The 15,512-nt window shown below is 72.7% G+C and carries 15 protein-coding genes; 6 read left to right on the top strand and 9 right to left on the bottom strand.

Annotated features, from left to right (window positions below):
- The first annotated feature begins 10 nt into the window (after positions 1-10).
- The 4 genes from BUB75_RS09810 (at position 11) to BUB75_RS09825 (ending at position 4,171) form a co-directional block, all read left to right on the top strand.
- Entirely contained in the window at positions 11-712 is a 702-nt protein-coding gene (locus BUB75_RS09810; protein ID WP_073254543.1) for a hypothetical protein, read from the top strand.
- A gap of 91 nt (positions 713-803) precedes the next feature.
- Complete coding sequence (locus BUB75_RS09815; protein WP_073254546.1) at positions 804-2,324, top strand: TldD/PmbA family protein; 1,521 nt, start codon at positions 804-806, stop codon at positions 2,322-2,324.
- A complete protein-coding gene (locus tag BUB75_RS09820; RefSeq protein ID WP_073254549.1) occupies positions 2,321-3,730 on the top strand; it encodes a metallopeptidase TldD-related protein in 1,410 nt (469 codons plus the stop codon). Before BUB75_RS09815 ends, BUB75_RS09820 begins: the two co-directional genes overlap by 4 nt.
- Positions 3,731-3,832: 102 nt before the next feature.
- Positions 3,833-4,171 (top strand): nuclear transport factor 2 family protein, encoded by a 339-nt coding sequence (locus BUB75_RS09825; protein ID WP_073254552.1) that lies wholly within the window; start codon positions 3,833-3,835, stop codon positions 4,169-4,171.
- Between the two features lie 220 nt (positions 4,172-4,391).
- Here the strand turns inward: BUB75_RS09825 and BUB75_RS09830 are convergent, their stop codons facing one another.
- The 7 genes from BUB75_RS09830 to ssd all read right to left on the bottom strand — a co-directional run bounded on the left by BUB75_RS09830 (position 4,392) and on the right by ssd (position 9,326).
- Entirely contained in the window at positions 4,392-4,727 is a 336-nt protein-coding gene (locus tag BUB75_RS09830) for an Rv3654c family TadE-like protein (RefSeq protein WP_178379810.1), read from the bottom strand.
- Between the two features lie 68 nt (positions 4,728-4,795).
- Positions 4,796-5,116, bottom strand: a complete 321-nt coding sequence (locus BUB75_RS09835) for a TadE family type IV pilus minor pilin (protein WP_143175105.1) — start codon at positions 5,114-5,116, stop codon at positions 4,796-4,798.
- Positions 5,117-5,136: 20 nt separating this feature from the next.
- Positions 5,137-5,268 carry a DUF4244 domain-containing protein gene (locus BUB75_RS09840; RefSeq protein WP_425430877.1) on the bottom strand — a complete coding sequence of 44 codons (132 nt, stop codon included), beginning with the start codon at positions 5,266-5,268 and terminating at the stop codon, positions 5,137-5,139.
- A gap of 182 nt (positions 5,269-5,450) precedes the next feature.
- Positions 5,451-6,188, bottom strand: a complete 738-nt coding sequence (locus tag BUB75_RS09845; RefSeq protein ID WP_073254555.1) for a type II secretion system F family protein — start codon at positions 6,186-6,188, stop codon at positions 5,451-5,453.
- Positions 6,185-7,075 (bottom strand): hypothetical protein, encoded by an 891-nt coding sequence (locus BUB75_RS09850; RefSeq protein WP_073254558.1) that lies wholly within the window; start codon positions 7,073-7,075, stop codon positions 6,185-6,187. The genes BUB75_RS09845 and BUB75_RS09850 overlap by 4 nt, the downstream gene beginning before the upstream one ends.
- The gene (locus BUB75_RS09855) at positions 7,072-8,244 is read right to left on the bottom strand and encodes a TadA family conjugal transfer-associated ATPase (protein WP_073254561.1); all 1,173 of its coding nucleotides are present in this window, start codon (positions 8,242-8,244) and stop codon (positions 7,072-7,074) included. The genes BUB75_RS09850 and BUB75_RS09855 overlap by 4 nt, the downstream gene beginning before the upstream one ends.
- Positions 8,241-9,326 (bottom strand): septum site-determining protein Ssd, encoded by a 1,086-nt coding sequence (gene ssd, locus BUB75_RS09860; protein ID WP_073254564.1) that lies wholly within the window; start codon positions 9,324-9,326, stop codon positions 8,241-8,243. The genes BUB75_RS09855 and ssd overlap by 4 nt, the downstream gene beginning before the upstream one ends.
- A gap of 635 nt (positions 9,327-9,961) precedes the next feature.
- Between ssd and BUB75_RS09865 the strand changes: the two genes are divergently transcribed.
- The gene (locus tag BUB75_RS09865) at positions 9,962-10,960 is read left to right on the top strand and encodes an HAD family hydrolase (protein ID WP_084740628.1); all 999 of its coding nucleotides are present in this window, start codon (positions 9,962-9,964) and stop codon (positions 10,958-10,960) included.
- A 720-nt stretch (positions 10,961-11,680) separates the two neighbouring features.
- A complete protein-coding gene (locus BUB75_RS09870; RefSeq protein ID WP_178379811.1) occupies positions 11,681-12,865 on the top strand; it encodes a hypothetical protein in 1,185 nt (394 codons plus the stop codon).
- Between the two features lie 7 nt (positions 12,866-12,872).
- On the opposite strand, the gene BUB75_RS09875 is transcribed toward BUB75_RS09870, so the two are convergent.
- The gene (locus tag BUB75_RS09875) at positions 12,873-13,607 is read right to left on the bottom strand and encodes a Fic family protein (protein ID WP_073254573.1); all 735 of its coding nucleotides are present in this window, start codon (positions 13,605-13,607) and stop codon (positions 12,873-12,875) included.
- Positions 13,608-13,637: 30 nt separating this feature from the next.
- On the bottom strand, positions 13,638-15,284 hold the full coding sequence (locus tag BUB75_RS09880) for a TolB-like translocation protein (RefSeq protein ID WP_073254576.1): 1,647 nt from the start codon (positions 15,282-15,284) through the stop codon (positions 13,638-13,640).
- Positions 15,285-15,512 lie beyond the last annotated feature (228 nt).

Below are 15,512 nucleotides of genomic sequence, written 5' to 3' on the forward strand. Positions count from 1 at the left end.
GACGCGGACCATGGTTCTGCTGGGCCTGCTGCTCGCCGCAGTGGCGATCGCCCTCGGGGTGGGGCTGGCATTGCAGCCGGGCGACACGGCGAACGTCCATTTCTTCGGACTCAACATTCCGAACCTCAACGGTCGGACGCTGGTCCTAATCGGCGTCGCGATCGGCATCCTGTTCATGCTGGGCCTCTGGTTCATGCGATGGGGCTTCAGCGTGTCGAAGCGCCGCAGGCGGGAGCGCAAGGCGAACAAGGCCGCGCTCGCCGGCGCCAAGCGTGAGCCGGACGATGCCCGCGAATCGGATCCGCGCGCCCGCCAGGACGTGGACCCGCGCGAGACCGAACGCGAGGCGGCGGCCCGTCGGCAGGAGGAGATCTCGTCCTGGGAGCGGGCCGAGGCGGCCCGCCGCGAGGAAGCCGCGCGGCAGGAGGAGGCGGCCCTACGGGCCCGCGCCGAGAGCCATCAGCCCGACCCGTACCCGCCCGCTTCCCCGGACGCGTACGCCGGGCACCGGCCGCCCGAGCCGTACCGCGGCGACAACCACCCGACGGACGCGTACCCGTCGATGGATCAGCGGACCGAGGAGTACCCGACGGTCGATCCGTACCGGGAGGAGCCGCGCCCGAGCGGGACTGTGTACCAGTCCGGCGGCGGTGGCGGTCACTCGTACCCGGACAACGACCCCTACGCGGGCCCGCAGCACCGCCCGTACTGAGCCGACTCCGGGCTACGGCGCCGGCGCCCGTCCCAGGGCGCGCGGCTGTCAGACTCGCCCCCTGGACGGGCCGCACACTAGTGTCGTTCGGGTGCCGCACGAGATGGATCAGCGTTTCCTCGACCTGCCCCGCGCGGCGTTCGCCGACGCCGCGCTCCAGCGGGCCCGCGAGCTCGGCGTCAGCCATGCCGACTTCCGGCTGGAACGGTTGCGGTCGCAGGGCCTCTCGCTCCGCGACGGCCGGCTCGAAGGCAGCCACGACGGCGAGGACGTCGGCTTCGCCGTCCGGGTCGTTCACAACGGTGCCTGGGGTTTCGCGGCCGCCGTCGACCTAAACGTCGACGCCGTGGTCGCGGCCGCCGAAACCGCGGTGCGGGTCGCGAAGGTGAGCGCCCGGATGAGCACCGAGCGGGTCGAGCTGGCCGACGAACCGGTCTACCGGGACGTCCAGTGGGTCTCCTCCTACGAGGTCAACCCGTTCGACGTGCCGGAGCAGGAGAAGGTCGCGCTGCTCGCCGAGTACTCGCAGCGGCTGCTGGCTGCCGACGGCATCACGCACGTGACCGCCGGGCTGTCCCAGGTACTCGAAGGCAAGTTCTACGCCGACACCGCGGGCACCGTCGTCACCCAGCAGCGCGTCCGGGTCAACCCGACCATCCAGGCACTGTCGGTGGACGCCGACGGCGGCCGCTTCGAGACGATGGGCAGCCTCGCGCCGCCGGTCGGACGCGGCTGGGAGTACCTGACCGGTACCGGGTGGGACTGGAATGCCGAGCTCGCCGAGCTGCCGGAGCTGCTGGCCGCAAAGATGGCCGCGCCGAGCGTCGAGGCGGGCCGTTACGACCTGGTCATCGACCCGTCGAACCTCTGGCTGACGATCCACGAGTCGATCGGCCACGCCACCGAGCTCGACCGCGCGCTCGGCTACGAAGCCAACTACGCGGGTACCTCGTTCGCCACGCCGGACAAGCTCGGGACGCTCCGGTACGGCTCGGACGTCATGAACGTCACCGGTGACCGGACCGTCGAGCACGGGCTGGCCACGGTCGGTTGGGACGACGAGGGTGTGGCCGGGCAGAGCTGGGACATCGTCCGGAAGGGGACGCTGGTCGGCTACCAGCTCGACCGGCGCATGGCCGCGTTGCTCGGCTCCGAGCTGGGCGTCTCGCGCTCGAACGGCTGCGCGTACGCGGACTCGCCGGGCCACGTGCCGATCCAGCGGATGGCGAACGTGTCGCTCGCTCCGGCCGCCACCGACGTCTCGACCGCGGACCTGATCAGCGGCGTCGAACGTGGCATCTACGTCGTCGGCGACAAGTCGTGGTCGATCGACATGCAGCGCTACAACTTCCAGTTCACCGGCGAGCGGTTCTTCGAGATCCGGAACGGCGCGCTGGTCGGGCAGCTCCGCGACGTGGCCTACCAGAGCAACACGCTGGATTTCTGGGGCTCGATGGAGGCCGTGGGCGGCCCGTCCACCTGGCGGCTCGGTGGTGCGTTCAACTGCGGTAAGGCCCAGCCGGGCCAGGTCGCGCCGGTATCGCACGGCTGCCCGAGCGCGCTGTTCCGCAACGTCTCGATCCTCAACACGGTGCAGGAGGGCGGCCGATGAGCGCCGGGTCGGGAAGTGGCGCGCTGCGGCCGCAGGACATCGTCGAGCAGGCGCTCGCTCTCGCGAAGAGCGACGGATGCATCGTCATCGCCGGCGAGTCGACCAGCGCGAACCTGCGGTGGGCGACGAACACGCTGACCACGAACGGCGTGATGCGGTCCCGGTCAGTCACGGTCATCTCGACGATCGGCACCGGCACCGGCGTTGCCAGCGGCGCCGTGTCGCGCAGCGCGGTGGCGTCCGACGAGATCGAGGCGCTGGTCCGCGCGGCGGAGGAGACCGCCCGCGGGAACGGTGCCGCGGACGACGCCCAGCCGCTGGTGGAAGGCGACGCCGCAGCGGACTGGGACGAGCCGCCCGTCGAGACGTCGATCGACGTGTTCGACACCGTGGCGCCGGCGCTGGGCGACGCGTTCGGGTCCGCGCGGGGAGCCGGTCGGCTGCTCTACGGGTTCGTCGAGCACGAAGTGGACACCTACTACCTCGGGTCCTCGACCGGGTTGCGGTTGCGGCACGTCCAGCCGCAGGGCCACATCGGCATCACCGGGAAGGTCGCCACCGACCTCGCCCGCTCGGCGTGGGTCGGCCAGGCCACGCGGGACTTCTCCGACGTGTCGATCGGTGCTCTGGACGCGGAGCTGGCGCGCCGGCTGGCCTGGTCGGAGCGGCGGATCGAGCTGGCTCCGGGCCGCTACGACACGGTGCTGCCGCCGACCGCGGTGGCTGACCTCATGATCTACGCGTACTGGGAGATGGGCGGCCGGTCGGCGCACGAGGGCCGGACCGTGTTCTCGCGCCCCGGCGACGGCACGCGGGTAGGTGAGCGGCTGACGCCGCAGCCGGTGACGCTGCGCTCGGACCCGACGATGCCCGGCCTGCAGTCCGCGCCGTTCGTCCTGGCTCGGGCGTCCTCGGGGACGAGCAGCGTGTTCGACAACGGGCTCGCGCTGGGCCCCACCGACTGGATCCGCAACGGGAAGCTCAACGCGCTGCTGCAGACCCGGCGGTCGGCGGAGTTGACCGGCCTTCCGGTCACCCCGATGGTCGGCAACCTGATCATGGAGGTGGCCGGCGCCACCGGCGGCGTCGACGACCTGGTGGCCGGCGTCGATCGCGGGTTGCTGCTGACCTGCCTCTGGTACATCCGCGAGGTGGATCCGCAGACGTTGCTGCTCACCGGCCTGACCAGGGACGGCGTGTACCTGGTCGAGGGTGGGGAGGTCGTGGGGGCGGTGAACAACTTCCGGTTCAACGAGAGCCCGATCGATCTGCTGTCGCGCTTCTCGTTGGCCGGTACGACGGTTCCGGCGTTCTCACGCGAGTGGGGAGACTATTTCCACCGGACCGCGATGCCGTCGCTTCGGGTGCCCGACTTCAACATGAGCAGCGTGTCCCCGGCGTCCTGAGGCGCCGGTTCGTCGGTGCCGCTTCTCTGCGCGGGAGTCGCCGCTTTTCTGCGCGGGAGTCACCGGGGGCCACGCTGCGCGGGCGCGGGCCACAATGTGGCCATGTCGAACGCAGAGATCGTCCGGGCTACCGTGGCCGCGTATCAGGCGCAGGACCGGGCGGCCATCGAGGCGTTGCTGGCCGAGGATTACGTGTTCACGAGTCCGCAGGACGACCACATCGACAGGGCGGCGTACCTCGAGCGGTGCTTCCCGACCGCGGACCGGTTCGTTGAGCAGCGGATCGTGCACCTGGTCGAGGTGGGAGCGGACGAGGTGTTCCTGCTGTACGAGTACGAGCTGGTGGGTGGCGGCCGATACCGCAACGCTGAGGTGGCGACGGTGCGGGACGGTCGGCTGACCGAGACGCAGGTCTTCTTCGGAGGCCGCGTCCCCGAGTGAAGCGGATCGCCCCGCCGCCCGGCGTGTAGGCCTGGGCGGCCAGTCCCGCGTGTAGGGCCGGCTGCGCCGGGCGCCCTGGGCGGCGCGGTCGGTGCGGAGGGCCGGGCGGCGCGGCCGGCGGGGAGGGCCGGGCGCCCTGGGCGGCGAGCCCGGCGCGCAGGGCCCGTTGCGCCGGACGCCCTGGGCGCCGGCCCGCTCGGTGGGGCTGGCCGCGCTGGGCTTAGCGGGCGACCGGGCCTGCGCGGGCGCGGGCGGACGCGCGGCCGACGAGTGCCGCGGGACCACGCGGCACGACGGTCACCGTCGCCGTGAGATCCGCGCCGACCACCGCGCAGCCGACCAAGTCCGCGCCGTTCTCCGCGGCCACCACGCGGGCGCGGGCGCAGGCCGCGGTCGCCCCCTCCGCGAGGTGTAGCGCACCGGCCAGCGCAGCCAAGTCCGCGGCGAGGCCGGCCCGATGCCGCGCGACCGCGGCTCCACCGACGGCCTGGAAGCCGAGCGCGACCGTGAGGAGCGCGAGGCCGACGGACAGCGCCAGCACCGAAGCGCTGCCCACAGCGCCGCGCAGGCAACCCCCGCGACACGGCCTGGCCGCGGGATGCGGCTCAAGCTGGCGGGGCCGGATCATGGGAGGGCCGGTGGTTCGGGCTCGGCGACCGCGGTCGCCACGATCCGACCGGACCACGCCCACCCCACCGCCGGCAGCGGAGCCGACACCGTGACCCGGATCAACTCGCCGTCACGGACCAGTCGCACGGTGGCCCCATCGGGCGCCACCCGCTGCCCGGCCGCGGTGGCACCGGGGTCACCGCGGGCCGCGGCCCGCGCGGCCTCCCGCGCCGCGTCCACGCACCGCAGCTGCGTCGTCGTGGCGGTGAGTGCGGCGAGGCCGGCGGTCAGCAGGAACACCACGACCGGGATGGCCGCGGCCAACTCCGCGGTCACCGACCCCGCCGACCGCCGGTCTATCCCTTGAGCGCCTTCGCGATGATCGCGGTCAGCGCCGACTGAACGCTCGGCGACGTCACGACCTTGAGCAGCACTCCGGCGAACGCCACCGCCGCGATCGTTCCGACCGCGTACTCGGCCGTGCTCATCCCGGCCTCGCCCGCCAACCGGAGCCGGGCGACCCACCCGGCACCCCCGGCGGGGCGCTGTCGACGCGCGAGTGCGGTCGGGGTCTGGGGCATGGACATCTCCTCTCGTCGGCCGGGCTCGTCCCGGCAACCGGATCTCCCCCGTACGCACGCGGGAGCAGGGAACAGTGCCGACCGGCCGCTCAGGACAGCACGTCATCGAGCACCCCGAGCAGGATCGGAATCACGCCGACCAGGACGAACGCTGGAAGGAAGCAGAATCCGAGCGGCAGCACCAGGAGCACGCCCGCGCGCTGCGCCGCCGCTTCGGCTCTGGCCTCCCGACGCTCGCGCAGATCGGCCGCGCACCGGACGCAGGTGGCGGCCAACGCCGCACCGCTGTCGGCAGCCCGCACCGCCGCAGGCACGAACCCGTCCGCGCCGACCACGTCGGTGAGCGCCTGCCAGCCCGCTCCCCCGGTGACGCCGAGCCGGAGCGCCCGACCCACCTCGGTGAACCGCCGACCCAGCGGTCCGTCGATCGCCGCGCCGACGACGGTCACCGCACGGTCGAGCGGCGCCCCCGACCGCAGCACCGCGGCCAGCAGGTCGATCGCGTACGGCAGTTCGGCCGCCGCCACCGCCCGTTCGCGGCCGAGTTCCGGCGAGGGCAGCCGCCGCACGACCCGCCAGGTAGCGAGGCCGACCAGCACCCCAGCCACCACACCGACCCACCCACTCAGCAGCCCAGCGGTGGCCAGCCCGGCCAGGAGCGGCGTCCCGTGGCGCAGCAGCGACGCCCGGTCGACCCGGGGGCGACCGGTCGTGCGCCGATGCCGAGAGATTCGGAGGAGCCGACGCCGCGGCGCCGAGCGCCCGATGGCCAGCAGGACGGCCGCGATCACCAGTGCCCCGGCCGCGGCCACACTGGAGCCGCTCATTCGACCACCACCCGACCGAGCCGGTCCGCTAGCCAGAAGCCGGTGAGGTGGAGTGCTATCGCGACCGCCGCACACGCGGCGCCGGCGGTGGTGCCGGTGAGTACGGCGTAGGGCTGGGCTCCGAGCAGCTGTCCAAGGCCGAGACCCAGGATCGGTAGCCCGGCGACCAACCGGGCCGTCGTCCGTGCCGATGCCGTCCGTGCCGCCGCCCGTTCCCGCATCCGCCCGAGCCGCCGTAACTCGACGTCCAGCTGTCCGACGACCTCGGCCAGCGGGATCCCGCAGTCGGTGAGCGTCCAGGCAGCCGCGAGGCGGTGCAGCGCCGGTGCGAGCGGCCCCGGAACGGCCCGCAGAGCCGCGACGACATCGCCCGGTGGATGGCGCACCACCGCACTCCGAATCGCCGCCAGCGCGGTCGCGACCGGCGGCGTCACCGGGCCGCGTTCCAGCGCCGCGACGGCCGCGTGCAGCGCGGCGAGCGGCGTCCGGCCGGCGCGGAGGTCGTCGGCCAGCCCAGCGAGAGCGACGGCGCCGAGCGCCCGGATCGTGTCGTCGGCCCTGGCCCGGCTGCGACGCGAGTACGCGCGCCGACCGGCGATCCCGTACGCCAGCACGGCACCGCCCCCGACCGGACCGGCCACCGCCACCGCGAGCACCGCGGCGACCAGCAGCACCACACCGAAGAGCGACGTCGTGGACCGTCGTGCCGCGCCAGGGCGACGCCGCGCTCCGAGCAACCGAGGGACGGTCGTCGCCGAACCCGCGTGCCCGACGCCGACCGGCCGCGCCACCACCCGGAGCCGACCGCGCACGCCGCCCGGAACCACCAGCAACACCGCCGCGAGCAGCAGCGCCGACGCGGCGACCACCGGGAGCACGCTGCTCACGGCGCACCACCCCGATTCGTCAGCAACGCCCGGAGGCGTTCGAGCCCGGGCGTAGGGCCACCGTCCCGACGCCACGCCGGCCCGACGCCCACCCGCCCGTCGGCGTCGACCTGCAGGACGCCGATCTCGGTGACGATTCGACCGCCCGCACCACCCGGCCCCGGTGGACGCCGTACGACGTGGAACACGACCTGGACGGCGCTGGCGAGCTGGGCGTGCACGGCGTCCCGCCCCAGCCCGCCGACGAGCCCGAGCGCCTCGATCCGAGCCGGGACGTCGTCCAGTGCGTTCGCGTGCAAAGTGCCTGCTCCACCGCGGTGACCGGTGTTCAGCGCGGCGAGAAGCTCCACCACCTCGCCGCCCCGGCACTCACCGACGATGACCCGGTCGGGTCGCATCCGGAGCGCTTCCCGGACGAGCGTCCGGACCGGGATCTCGCCCGCTCCCTCGGCGTTGGCCGGGCGGGCTTCCAGCGAGACGACGTGCGGGTGGGTCGGCCGGAGTTCGGTCGCGTCCTCGACGACGACCAGCCGCTCGTCTCCGGGTACCTCGCCGAGCAGGGCGGCCAGCAGCGTCGTCTTGCCGCTGCCGGTGCCACCGGTGACCAGGAACGCCAGCCGGTGAGCGACCACCGCCCTGGCGATCGCCGCCGATTCGCGCGTCAGCGTGCCCGCGCCCACCAGCTCGTCGACCGTGAAGCCCCGCGGCCGGAACGTCCGCAGCGAGAGGTGGACGTTGGCCACCGCCACCGGCGGCAGCGCCGCGTGCAACCGGGTCCCGTCCGGAAGCCGTGCGTCACAGAACGGGGAAGCATCGTCCAGCCGGCGTCCGCACGCGGCCGCAAGCCGTTGCGCAAGTCGACGCACCGCCGTGTCATCACCGAGGTCACAGTGGACTCGCTGGAGGCCGGCACCACGATCGACCCACACCTCTTGCGGGCCGTTGACCAGAACGTCGGTGACCGCGGCGTCGGCCAGCAGAGCCGTCAGCGGACCGGCGCCGACGAGTTCGGCGTGCAACCGCGCGGTGAGCGTCACCAGCGTTTGATCGCCGATCGGCGATCCGTATTCCGCGCGGACCGCGGTCGCCACCGCCGCCCGTGTCGGAGCATGACCCAGCGTGATCAGTCGACGACGTACGCGGTCGGTCAACGTGTCGGCGCTGCTCATCCCGGCGCCTCCGTGACGCCCAGGTCAGCCAGCAGGCGACGCGAGAAGTCGGCGAGCGGCCCGCGCCCGGAGGCCGCCGGTACGTCTCCTCGCTCGAGCGTCGCGGCCAGACGGGGCTCGGCGCGCAGAACGCCGGCCAGCGGCAGCTCCAGGGAGGTCGCCAGGTCGACCGACCGCAACCCGGCCGGAGCCGGGCCTCTCACCACACAGGCCAGCCGCGCGCAGTGCGGACGCACGGCGCGCATCACCCGGGACGCCGCCGCACACGCCCGCACCTCCGCCGGGACGATGAGCAGCGTCAGGTCGGCCGCTTGCAGTGCCCGCACGGCCGCGTCATCCGGACGACGTGGGAGATCGACCACCAGGACGTCGGAGCACCGCCGTCCGGCTTCCAACGCGGCCTCCGCCGCTTCGGTCGGGATCGTGAGGACATCGCCGCGATCCCAGGACAGCACACACAGCTCTCCCACCCGCGGCAGCGCGTCGTGCAGGGCCGGCGGGCTCATCCGGCCGGCCGTGTCGACGAGGTCTGGCCATCGCAGACCGGCCGTGTTCTCGCGGCCGAGCAGCAGATCGAGGCCACCGCCCAGCGGGTCGGCGTCCACCAGCATCGCCCGTGACCCGGTGCGCGCCGCGGTGACGGCCAGCGCCGTGGCCAGGACGCTCGCCCCGGCACCACCGCGCCCACCGACGACCGCGACGACCCTCCCCGGCGCCCGCGGGCCATTGACCGCTTCGGCGTAGCGGTCAACCAGCCAGGCCTCGGCGGTCGGGAGAAAGACGACGTGCTCGGCGCCGAGTTCGTCGGCCAACCGCCAGACGATCGGATCGTCCGGATGGTTTCGCTGTTCGTCGACCACGATGACCAGCCCGGCGCGGTGCGGCAACCGCGCCGCGGCGTACTCGGCCGCGACGTCCATGCTGACGACGACCAGTGGCGCTTCACTCCACAGTGGCCGTGCTCCGACGGGATCCACCGGCACCTCGACGTCCGCGCCTGCGGCGGCGCCGAGGCGGAGCAGACAGTCGGCCAACTCCGCGTCGCGGACGCAAACGAGCGGTCGTGCCTCGGGCGGCGACATGTGTTCCTCCGGCGGTGGATCGCGAAATCGACCCGACCACCGTCCCGAACGAAACTGCCTGCGGAAACGTTGTCCACAGGCTTCGCGCGCGCTGGATCAACCCGGTGGACAACTGCTCGTCACTCGACTCACGTGCTATCGCCCGAGAATCGTCACCAAGTCTGTTTTCCCTGGTCTTCGCTATGTCTCGGCGCAGATTCGCCCGAGAGCGCGCAGAGATACGAGAAGCAGCAAGAAATACCGGATGTGAATCCGGGAACTGTGTGTCCTAGAGCTGCGCCCAACAGCTGGGTCCCAGAGAAAGGGGACGGTCCCCGCCGGGGGGGTGGGCGGGGACCGTCCGGGGTCCGGCTCCGGGGGGGCCGAGCCGAACCCGCCCAGATGACCGCGGGGGGGGTGCGGTCAACTAGGGCATCTGGGAAGTACCGAGTCGTCTATGACGTGTCTGCTTCTCCGTTTCTCGGCACGCACGGAGACCCCCATTGATCATTGCGCAACCCGGGCAGATTCTGCAACCGAGAGCGACCGGAAACAAGATCCGTAAGAAATTTCCTAGGTGCCCGCCGGGGATGCGCGACGCCGACGAACAGCGCCGGAATCGAGTCTTGCTGCGGGGCGAGACATACACTCCGTCCATGAGCGTGAGCGCCAGCGCAGGCGACGAGCGACCCACCGCCGGTCTCCCAAATGTGGACAGTGGTAGTCATCTACCCGCAGACCCCCTAAGCCCGGAATCCGGTACTACGGTAACCCCCGCAGCCGCTAGAAGCGCGGCGTTCTTCGATCTCGACAAGACCGTGATCGCGAAGTCCAGCGCGCTGGCGTTCGGCCGGCCGTTCTACCAGGGCGGGCTCATCACGCGACGGGCGATGCTGCGCAGCGCCTACGCACAGTTGATGTTCCAGCGCGCCGGTGCGGACGAAGCGCAGATGGCCCGGATCAGGGACTCGGTCACCGCGATGATCACCGGCTGGAACGTCAGCCAGGTTCGGCAGATCGTCGCCGAAACGCTGCACGAGCTCATCGAGCCCACGATCTACGCCGAGGCCGCCGCACTGATCGGCGAGCACCGCGCCGCCGGCCGGGACGTCGTCATCGTCAGCACGTCGGGAGAAGAGGTCGTCGCACCGATCGGCGCGCTGCTCGGCGTCGACCGGGTGGTCGCAACCCGGATGGCGGTCGTCGACGGGCACTACACCGGCGAGATCGAGTACTACGCCGCCGGACCCGCGAAGGCAGCAGCCATTCGCGACCTCGCCGAGAGCGAGGGATACGACCTCGCCGACTGTTACGCCTACTCGGACTCGGTCAGCGACGTCCCGATGCTCGAGACCGTCGGGCATCCGTTCGCGGTCAACCCCGACCGCGGGATGCGCAAGGCCGCCGCCGAACGCGGCTGGCCGACGTTGGTGTTCCGCCGGCCGGTCACGCTGCCCACCCGCTTTGTCCGCCCGTCGACGCCGGTACTCGCCACCGCAGCGGTCGGCTTCGGGGTCGGCGCAGCGGCACTGGCGGGGATGGTCTGGTACGGCCGTCACCGCGGACGTTCCGATTCGTCGAGACTGTCGCGATTAGCACAACGTAGCCGGGCCGCCAACAGAGCGTCAGCGCCTGCGGTGTCCGCCGCGGGGTGAAACCGGGCGGCTTCGGAGTATGAACGTACTGCTCAGGACCCCTTCCGTAGCCCGGAGAAGCGGCGTAGAAAGAGGTCACGGGCTCCGCTCGATCGGCACATCCGACGGACGAAGCTCGGGCACAGCTCCGGGTACCCACGCGCGACCAGCCGCGCGAGGCGCGTCGAGGCGGATTCGACGGGATCCGCGCTCGTCGATATGGGTGCACGCTTGGTAGCCCGGCATTGCTGTGCGTGACGGCGTCCCGTAGTGGGGCGCCGTCCGCTTGCTGTCAGGGCCTTTTCATGGCGAACCCTCGTTCTTTGTGACCCGCGTACAAACGCGTTGCTGACGATGTGCGCGATACGCACGAGGTCCGGCTGACCGGAGATACGTGCGGGGCTGTGCCCGATATGCTGCGCTCAGAGTGCCGTTCACAGTGCTGTGGGGCACCGGCGGTACGAGGGGAGCGCCACGATGGATCCGCGTCCACTGTCCGACGGACCCCGGGCGCTCGACCCGCTCGACCCGTTCGGTGGAGGGGACCCCTTGACCGCGCCGCTGGTCCAGCCATTGGCCGACCGGCCATCGACCGGCTACCCGCCGTCGGCGCCCTGGTCCGCGGCGAGCACGCGGTCTGCCGAGGCTCGCCCAGACCGTGCCCCGTTCGGTCAGCAGTCGTTAGCCGGACCCGCCTTCGGCGGTCCCTCGCAGCCCGCGCCCCCCATGCCGACGCCCCCCATGCCGACGCCGCCGCAATCGTCGCCGCCCCAGCAGGCGCCGCCCCAGCCGGCGCTTCCCCAGCAGGGGCCGCCCCGGCAGGCGCCGCCCCAGCCGGGGCTGCCTCAGCCCGGGCCATCCCAACCCGGGCCGCACCAGGCCGCACCGCTGCACCTGCACGGTGGACCGTCCTGGCCGGCCCCGGACGTCCAATCGGTTCCGGCGCCGCAGCCGCCGACGTACGACACCAGCGCGACACCCCCGCCGACCTACAGCGGTTCGCCGGCGTTCCTCCCCGCTCACCCGGTGGCACCGACCCCGGTGGAGAACGTCACCGAGCCCATCCCCCACAACCGGCGGTGGATCGGGCCGACCGCCCGCGGCACCGCACGGGCCGGCCGTCCCGGCCCGGTCACCGCGACCGTCGGCGACCTGCTGACGGTCCTGGGCGGCGCGCTCGTGCTGGCCTTCTCGGTACTGCCGTTCGTCGCGTACACGGACGAACGATTCGTCGCGGTGAAGAACCGCGGCGACATCTCCACGTCGTGGACCGCCTGGTCGCCGGGGACGTTCCTCGCCCCGCTCAGCTGGTTGGCGATCCTGGCCGCCGTGGCCGTCGCCGCGCTCGGCGTCCTGCGCATCCTCGACCGCGGTTATCTCGCGGTGTTCGGGCTCTCCGCCGGTCAGATCCGCGTGCTGCTGGCGGGGTTCAGCTTCCTGGTCCTCTTCAGCTTCGGCGTCTCGTCGAAGACCGTGGTGTTCGGAGACGATCGGCCGCAGCTCACCGAGGCCGGGGTGATGGTCGACTCCACGCTGTCGCTGGCCAGCGGTGGATACCTGATGATGCTGGCTGCGCTCATCCTGCTGGTGGGGACCGTGCTCACGGCCCGCGGTGCGGGTGGCGCGGTGGTTTGGCCGCTTCCGGACGGCGTCCGGAACGTCTTTTCCAAGCGGACGCCCGACGGGCCCGCACCCGCCGGACCGGTCCCGATGTCCGGCGGACCGGCGCCTGTCACGATGCCGTCCGGACCCCCGTTCCCGCAGCCGACACCCGGCGGGCCCGCATCCGCGCCCCCGTTCCCGCAGCCGACACCCGGCGGGCCCGCATCCGCGCCCCCGTTCCCGCACTCAACGCCCAACCCGGCGAACGGATATGGGCCGGGTTCGGCGCCGCCCGGCGCCTACTACCCGCCGCCGCGCGGCTGAGCGCGGGTCAGCTCATCGCCTCGCAGATCGCGAAGCCTTCGTCGGCCCCGAGCGCGACAGCGGCGCAGTAGTGCTTCAGCCACGAGCGGACGCCGTCGGCCGTGCCGGTGGCGTACGCGTTGGCCGCTCCGATGTACTCCGGTTCGCGGGCCAGATGACCGGCCTCCGGCACCGATACGGCCTTGGGGTCGAGGCCCTTGGCGATCAGCGTCAGACGGGCCGCGGCGCGGGCTACCAGGCCGCCCGGTCCGTCGAACGGTGCGAGCGCCAGGATTTCGCCGTGGACGATCGCGGCGACGATGACGGCGGGGGCGTCGGTGCCGCCGGCGACCAGGTCGCCCAGCGCGGAGAGCCGAGCGGCCACCTCCGGGTCGGCGCGTGGGCGGCCCAGCGCTTCGACCGGCAGGACGTCACGCGCGGCGAGAACGTGCAGGCGGGCGAGGGCCTGTAGCGGTGCCTTGGTCCACACATCCACGAGGGAGCCGATCGCTCCGGCGACCCGCAGCGACCCCTGGACGACCGGGTCGGTGACCGCGCCCGCGCGGACCGATTCGAGGTCGTAGCGGGCGCCCTCGAGCGCCGCCGACGCGTGGGCTCCACGCAACGCCGCCTCGACGCTCACCGGCCCGGAGCTACGACGCAGGACCTGGTGCCCGAAGAGCTGGTCGATCTGCTTGCGGGCGTCCGCTGCCGCGTCGGCGATGTCGGGCAGATCGAGCAGCGGGGCGAGGGGATCCGGCACGGTACGTACCGTATCCGGACGGCTGCGCGATCAGCGCGGTAGGGCCCAATCCGACGCCGGCGCGCCAGCCGCCGACTGCGGCCCCGCCTGCGACTGCGGCCCTGCCGGCGACTGCGGAGCCGCCGAGGGCGGCACGGCCGAGGACGGCGACTGCGGCGCGGCCGAGGACGGCGGCGCGGCCGAGGACGGTGGTGCGACTACGGGCGGCGGCCATGCCGCCACCGGCACGCCACCGGCGCCCCCGCCCGGCCGACCGAACCCGCCCGGCCCAACCGGCACACCCGGGCCCGGACGAACCCCGCCACCGGGAGCGAACGTCGGGAACGGCGGCGCGAACCCGCCCGGCGGCGCGAACCCGCCCGGCGTCACCGGGTAGACCAGCGGCACCGGGCTCACCCGCCGCCTCGCAGCCCGCCGCCGCATCACCAGCGGCACCCCGATCGCCACCCCCGCGATCGCACACACCAGCGCGAACGCGAGCCCCGACACGACCCCGACCGACGCCCGGAACCAGGTCGGCGTCGGACCACCCGAGAACCCACCGTCCCGTGCCACCGCGGACCCGATCAGCCCGGCGGCGAACTGCGCCGAGTACGTCGAGTATCCGAACGTGATCAGCCGCTCGCCCTGCGTCCCGTCGAGCCCGTAGGCGTCCACCACCAGCGCGCTCTCTTCATCGGCGCCGGAGAGCAACACCTCGTCGGGTCCACGCCACCCGACCGGCATCGGCGCGCTGAAGTCTAGGTAGTCGAACGTCGCCACCCGCGTCGCCGTCCGGGTTGCGACGTCGATCGCGAGCAGCGACGTCGCACCGTCGGTGGCCGTCAGCTCGTCCCGCGTCACCAGCAGACGCTTCCCGTCCGGCGACCACGCCGCGGCACCGGCCAGCCAGACCGCCTTGTCGGTGATCAACGTCGGAGAGCCCGTTCCGTCGGCCGCGTACACCTCGACGTTGACGCCGTCGTCGTAGGCGATCGAGCGGCCGTCCGGCGAGAACGCGGCCTGAGCACCGCTCACCGTCTCGAACGTCTTGGGCGCCACGCCGTCCCCGTCAGGCATCGGCTGCTCGCCCGGGAGCAACTCGGTCTTCGGCGTGGAACCCGTACTGGGGGCCGCGACCCGCGTCACCTTGCCGCTCTCCACGTCGAGGATGCCCAAGCCGTCGGTGGAGAACGCCAGCCGCTTTCCGTCCGGCGACCAGGCCAGTACCTCGACCCAACCGGTCTTTCCCCCCAAGACCGGGTATCCCCGCGCGACGCCCGTCTCGAGGTCCACCACCAGAACATCGCCGAACGAACCGCTGGCGTCGCCGACCGCCAACCGCTTGCCGTCGGGCGCCAGCTGAGTCGTGACCGAGTAGTTGTCCGATCCGATCCGCTCGTCGATCTCGGACACGCCGCGCACCGCGTCGGTATCAGCGGCGAACAGGACGTAGCCGGAGCTGAACAGCCCGGTCCCGCCGTCGGCCAGGATGATCGACCGCCCCGGCGCCGAGTCCGACGCCTCCGCGATCAGCTCCGGCAACACGTCGGTGTTCGCCGGGTACGACGGGCGAGCGAACCGCTCCGTGCCGTCGTCGTCGCCGACCAGCGCGGCAGAGCCGAAGCCCGCGCCCACCGAGAGGAGCACCGCGAGGAGCGACACCCCAAGGACCACCAGCACCGGCCGCCCGCGCATCCCTGTCCTCCAGTCCGGCTCGGGCCACGTGCTTGGTTGCGGACCCGCCGGGACGCTAAGCCACTTCCGGTCTTGCCGGTCACCTGACCGACCCGGGATCCACCGGATGGTGTCACAGTCCACCCACAGGGTTGAATCCGAGTGGTGGACCGCCGACCGCCGCAACCGTGCCGCTCAACGCCGCGTCCTGCTCCCACCTGCTGTGCAGCGCTGTCCTCCGCACTAGGT

Origin of the sequence: Cryptosporangium aurantiacum, from assembly GCF_900143005.1 — a bacterium.
GTDB classification, from domain to species: Bacteria; Actinomycetota; Actinomycetes; order Mycobacteriales; family Cryptosporangiaceae; genus Cryptosporangium; species Cryptosporangium aurantiacum.

Coding starts and splice junctions, on each gene's coding strand:
- BUB75_RS09810 (WP_073254543.1), top strand. CDS start 11: ATGGTTCTGCTGGGCCTGCTGCTCGCCGCAGTGGCGATCGCCCTCGGG.
- BUB75_RS09820 (WP_073254549.1), top strand. CDS start 2,321: ATGAGCGCCGGGTCGGGAAGTGGCGCGCTGCGGCCGCAGGACATCGTC.
- BUB75_RS09825 (WP_073254552.1), top strand. CDS start 3,833: ATGTCGAACGCAGAGATCGTCCGGGCTACCGTGGCCGCGTATCAGGCG.
- BUB75_RS09840 (WP_425430877.1), bottom strand. CDS start 5,268: ATGAGCACGGCCGAGTACGCGGTCGGAACGATCGCGGCGGTGGCGTTC.
- BUB75_RS09845 (WP_073254555.1), bottom strand. CDS start 6,188: ATGAGCGGCTCCAGTGTGGCCGCGGCCGGGGCACTGGTGATCGCGGCC.
- BUB75_RS09855 (WP_073254561.1), bottom strand. CDS start 8,244: ATGAGCAGCGCCGACACGTTGACCGACCGCGTACGTCGTCGACTGATC.
- ssd (WP_073254564.1), bottom strand. CDS start 9,326: ATGTCGCCGCCCGAGGCACGACCGCTCGTTTGCGTCCGCGACGCGGAG.
- BUB75_RS09865 (WP_084740628.1), top strand. CDS start 9,962: ATGAGCGTGAGCGCCAGCGCAGGCGACGAGCGACCCACCGCCGGTCTC.
- BUB75_RS09870 (WP_178379811.1), top strand. CDS start 11,681: ATGCCGACGCCGCCGCAATCGTCGCCGCCCCAGCAGGCGCCGCCCCAG.
- BUB75_RS09880 (WP_073254576.1), bottom strand. CDS start 15,284: ATGCGCGGGCGGCCGGTGCTGGTGGTCCTTGGGGTGTCGCTCCTCGCG.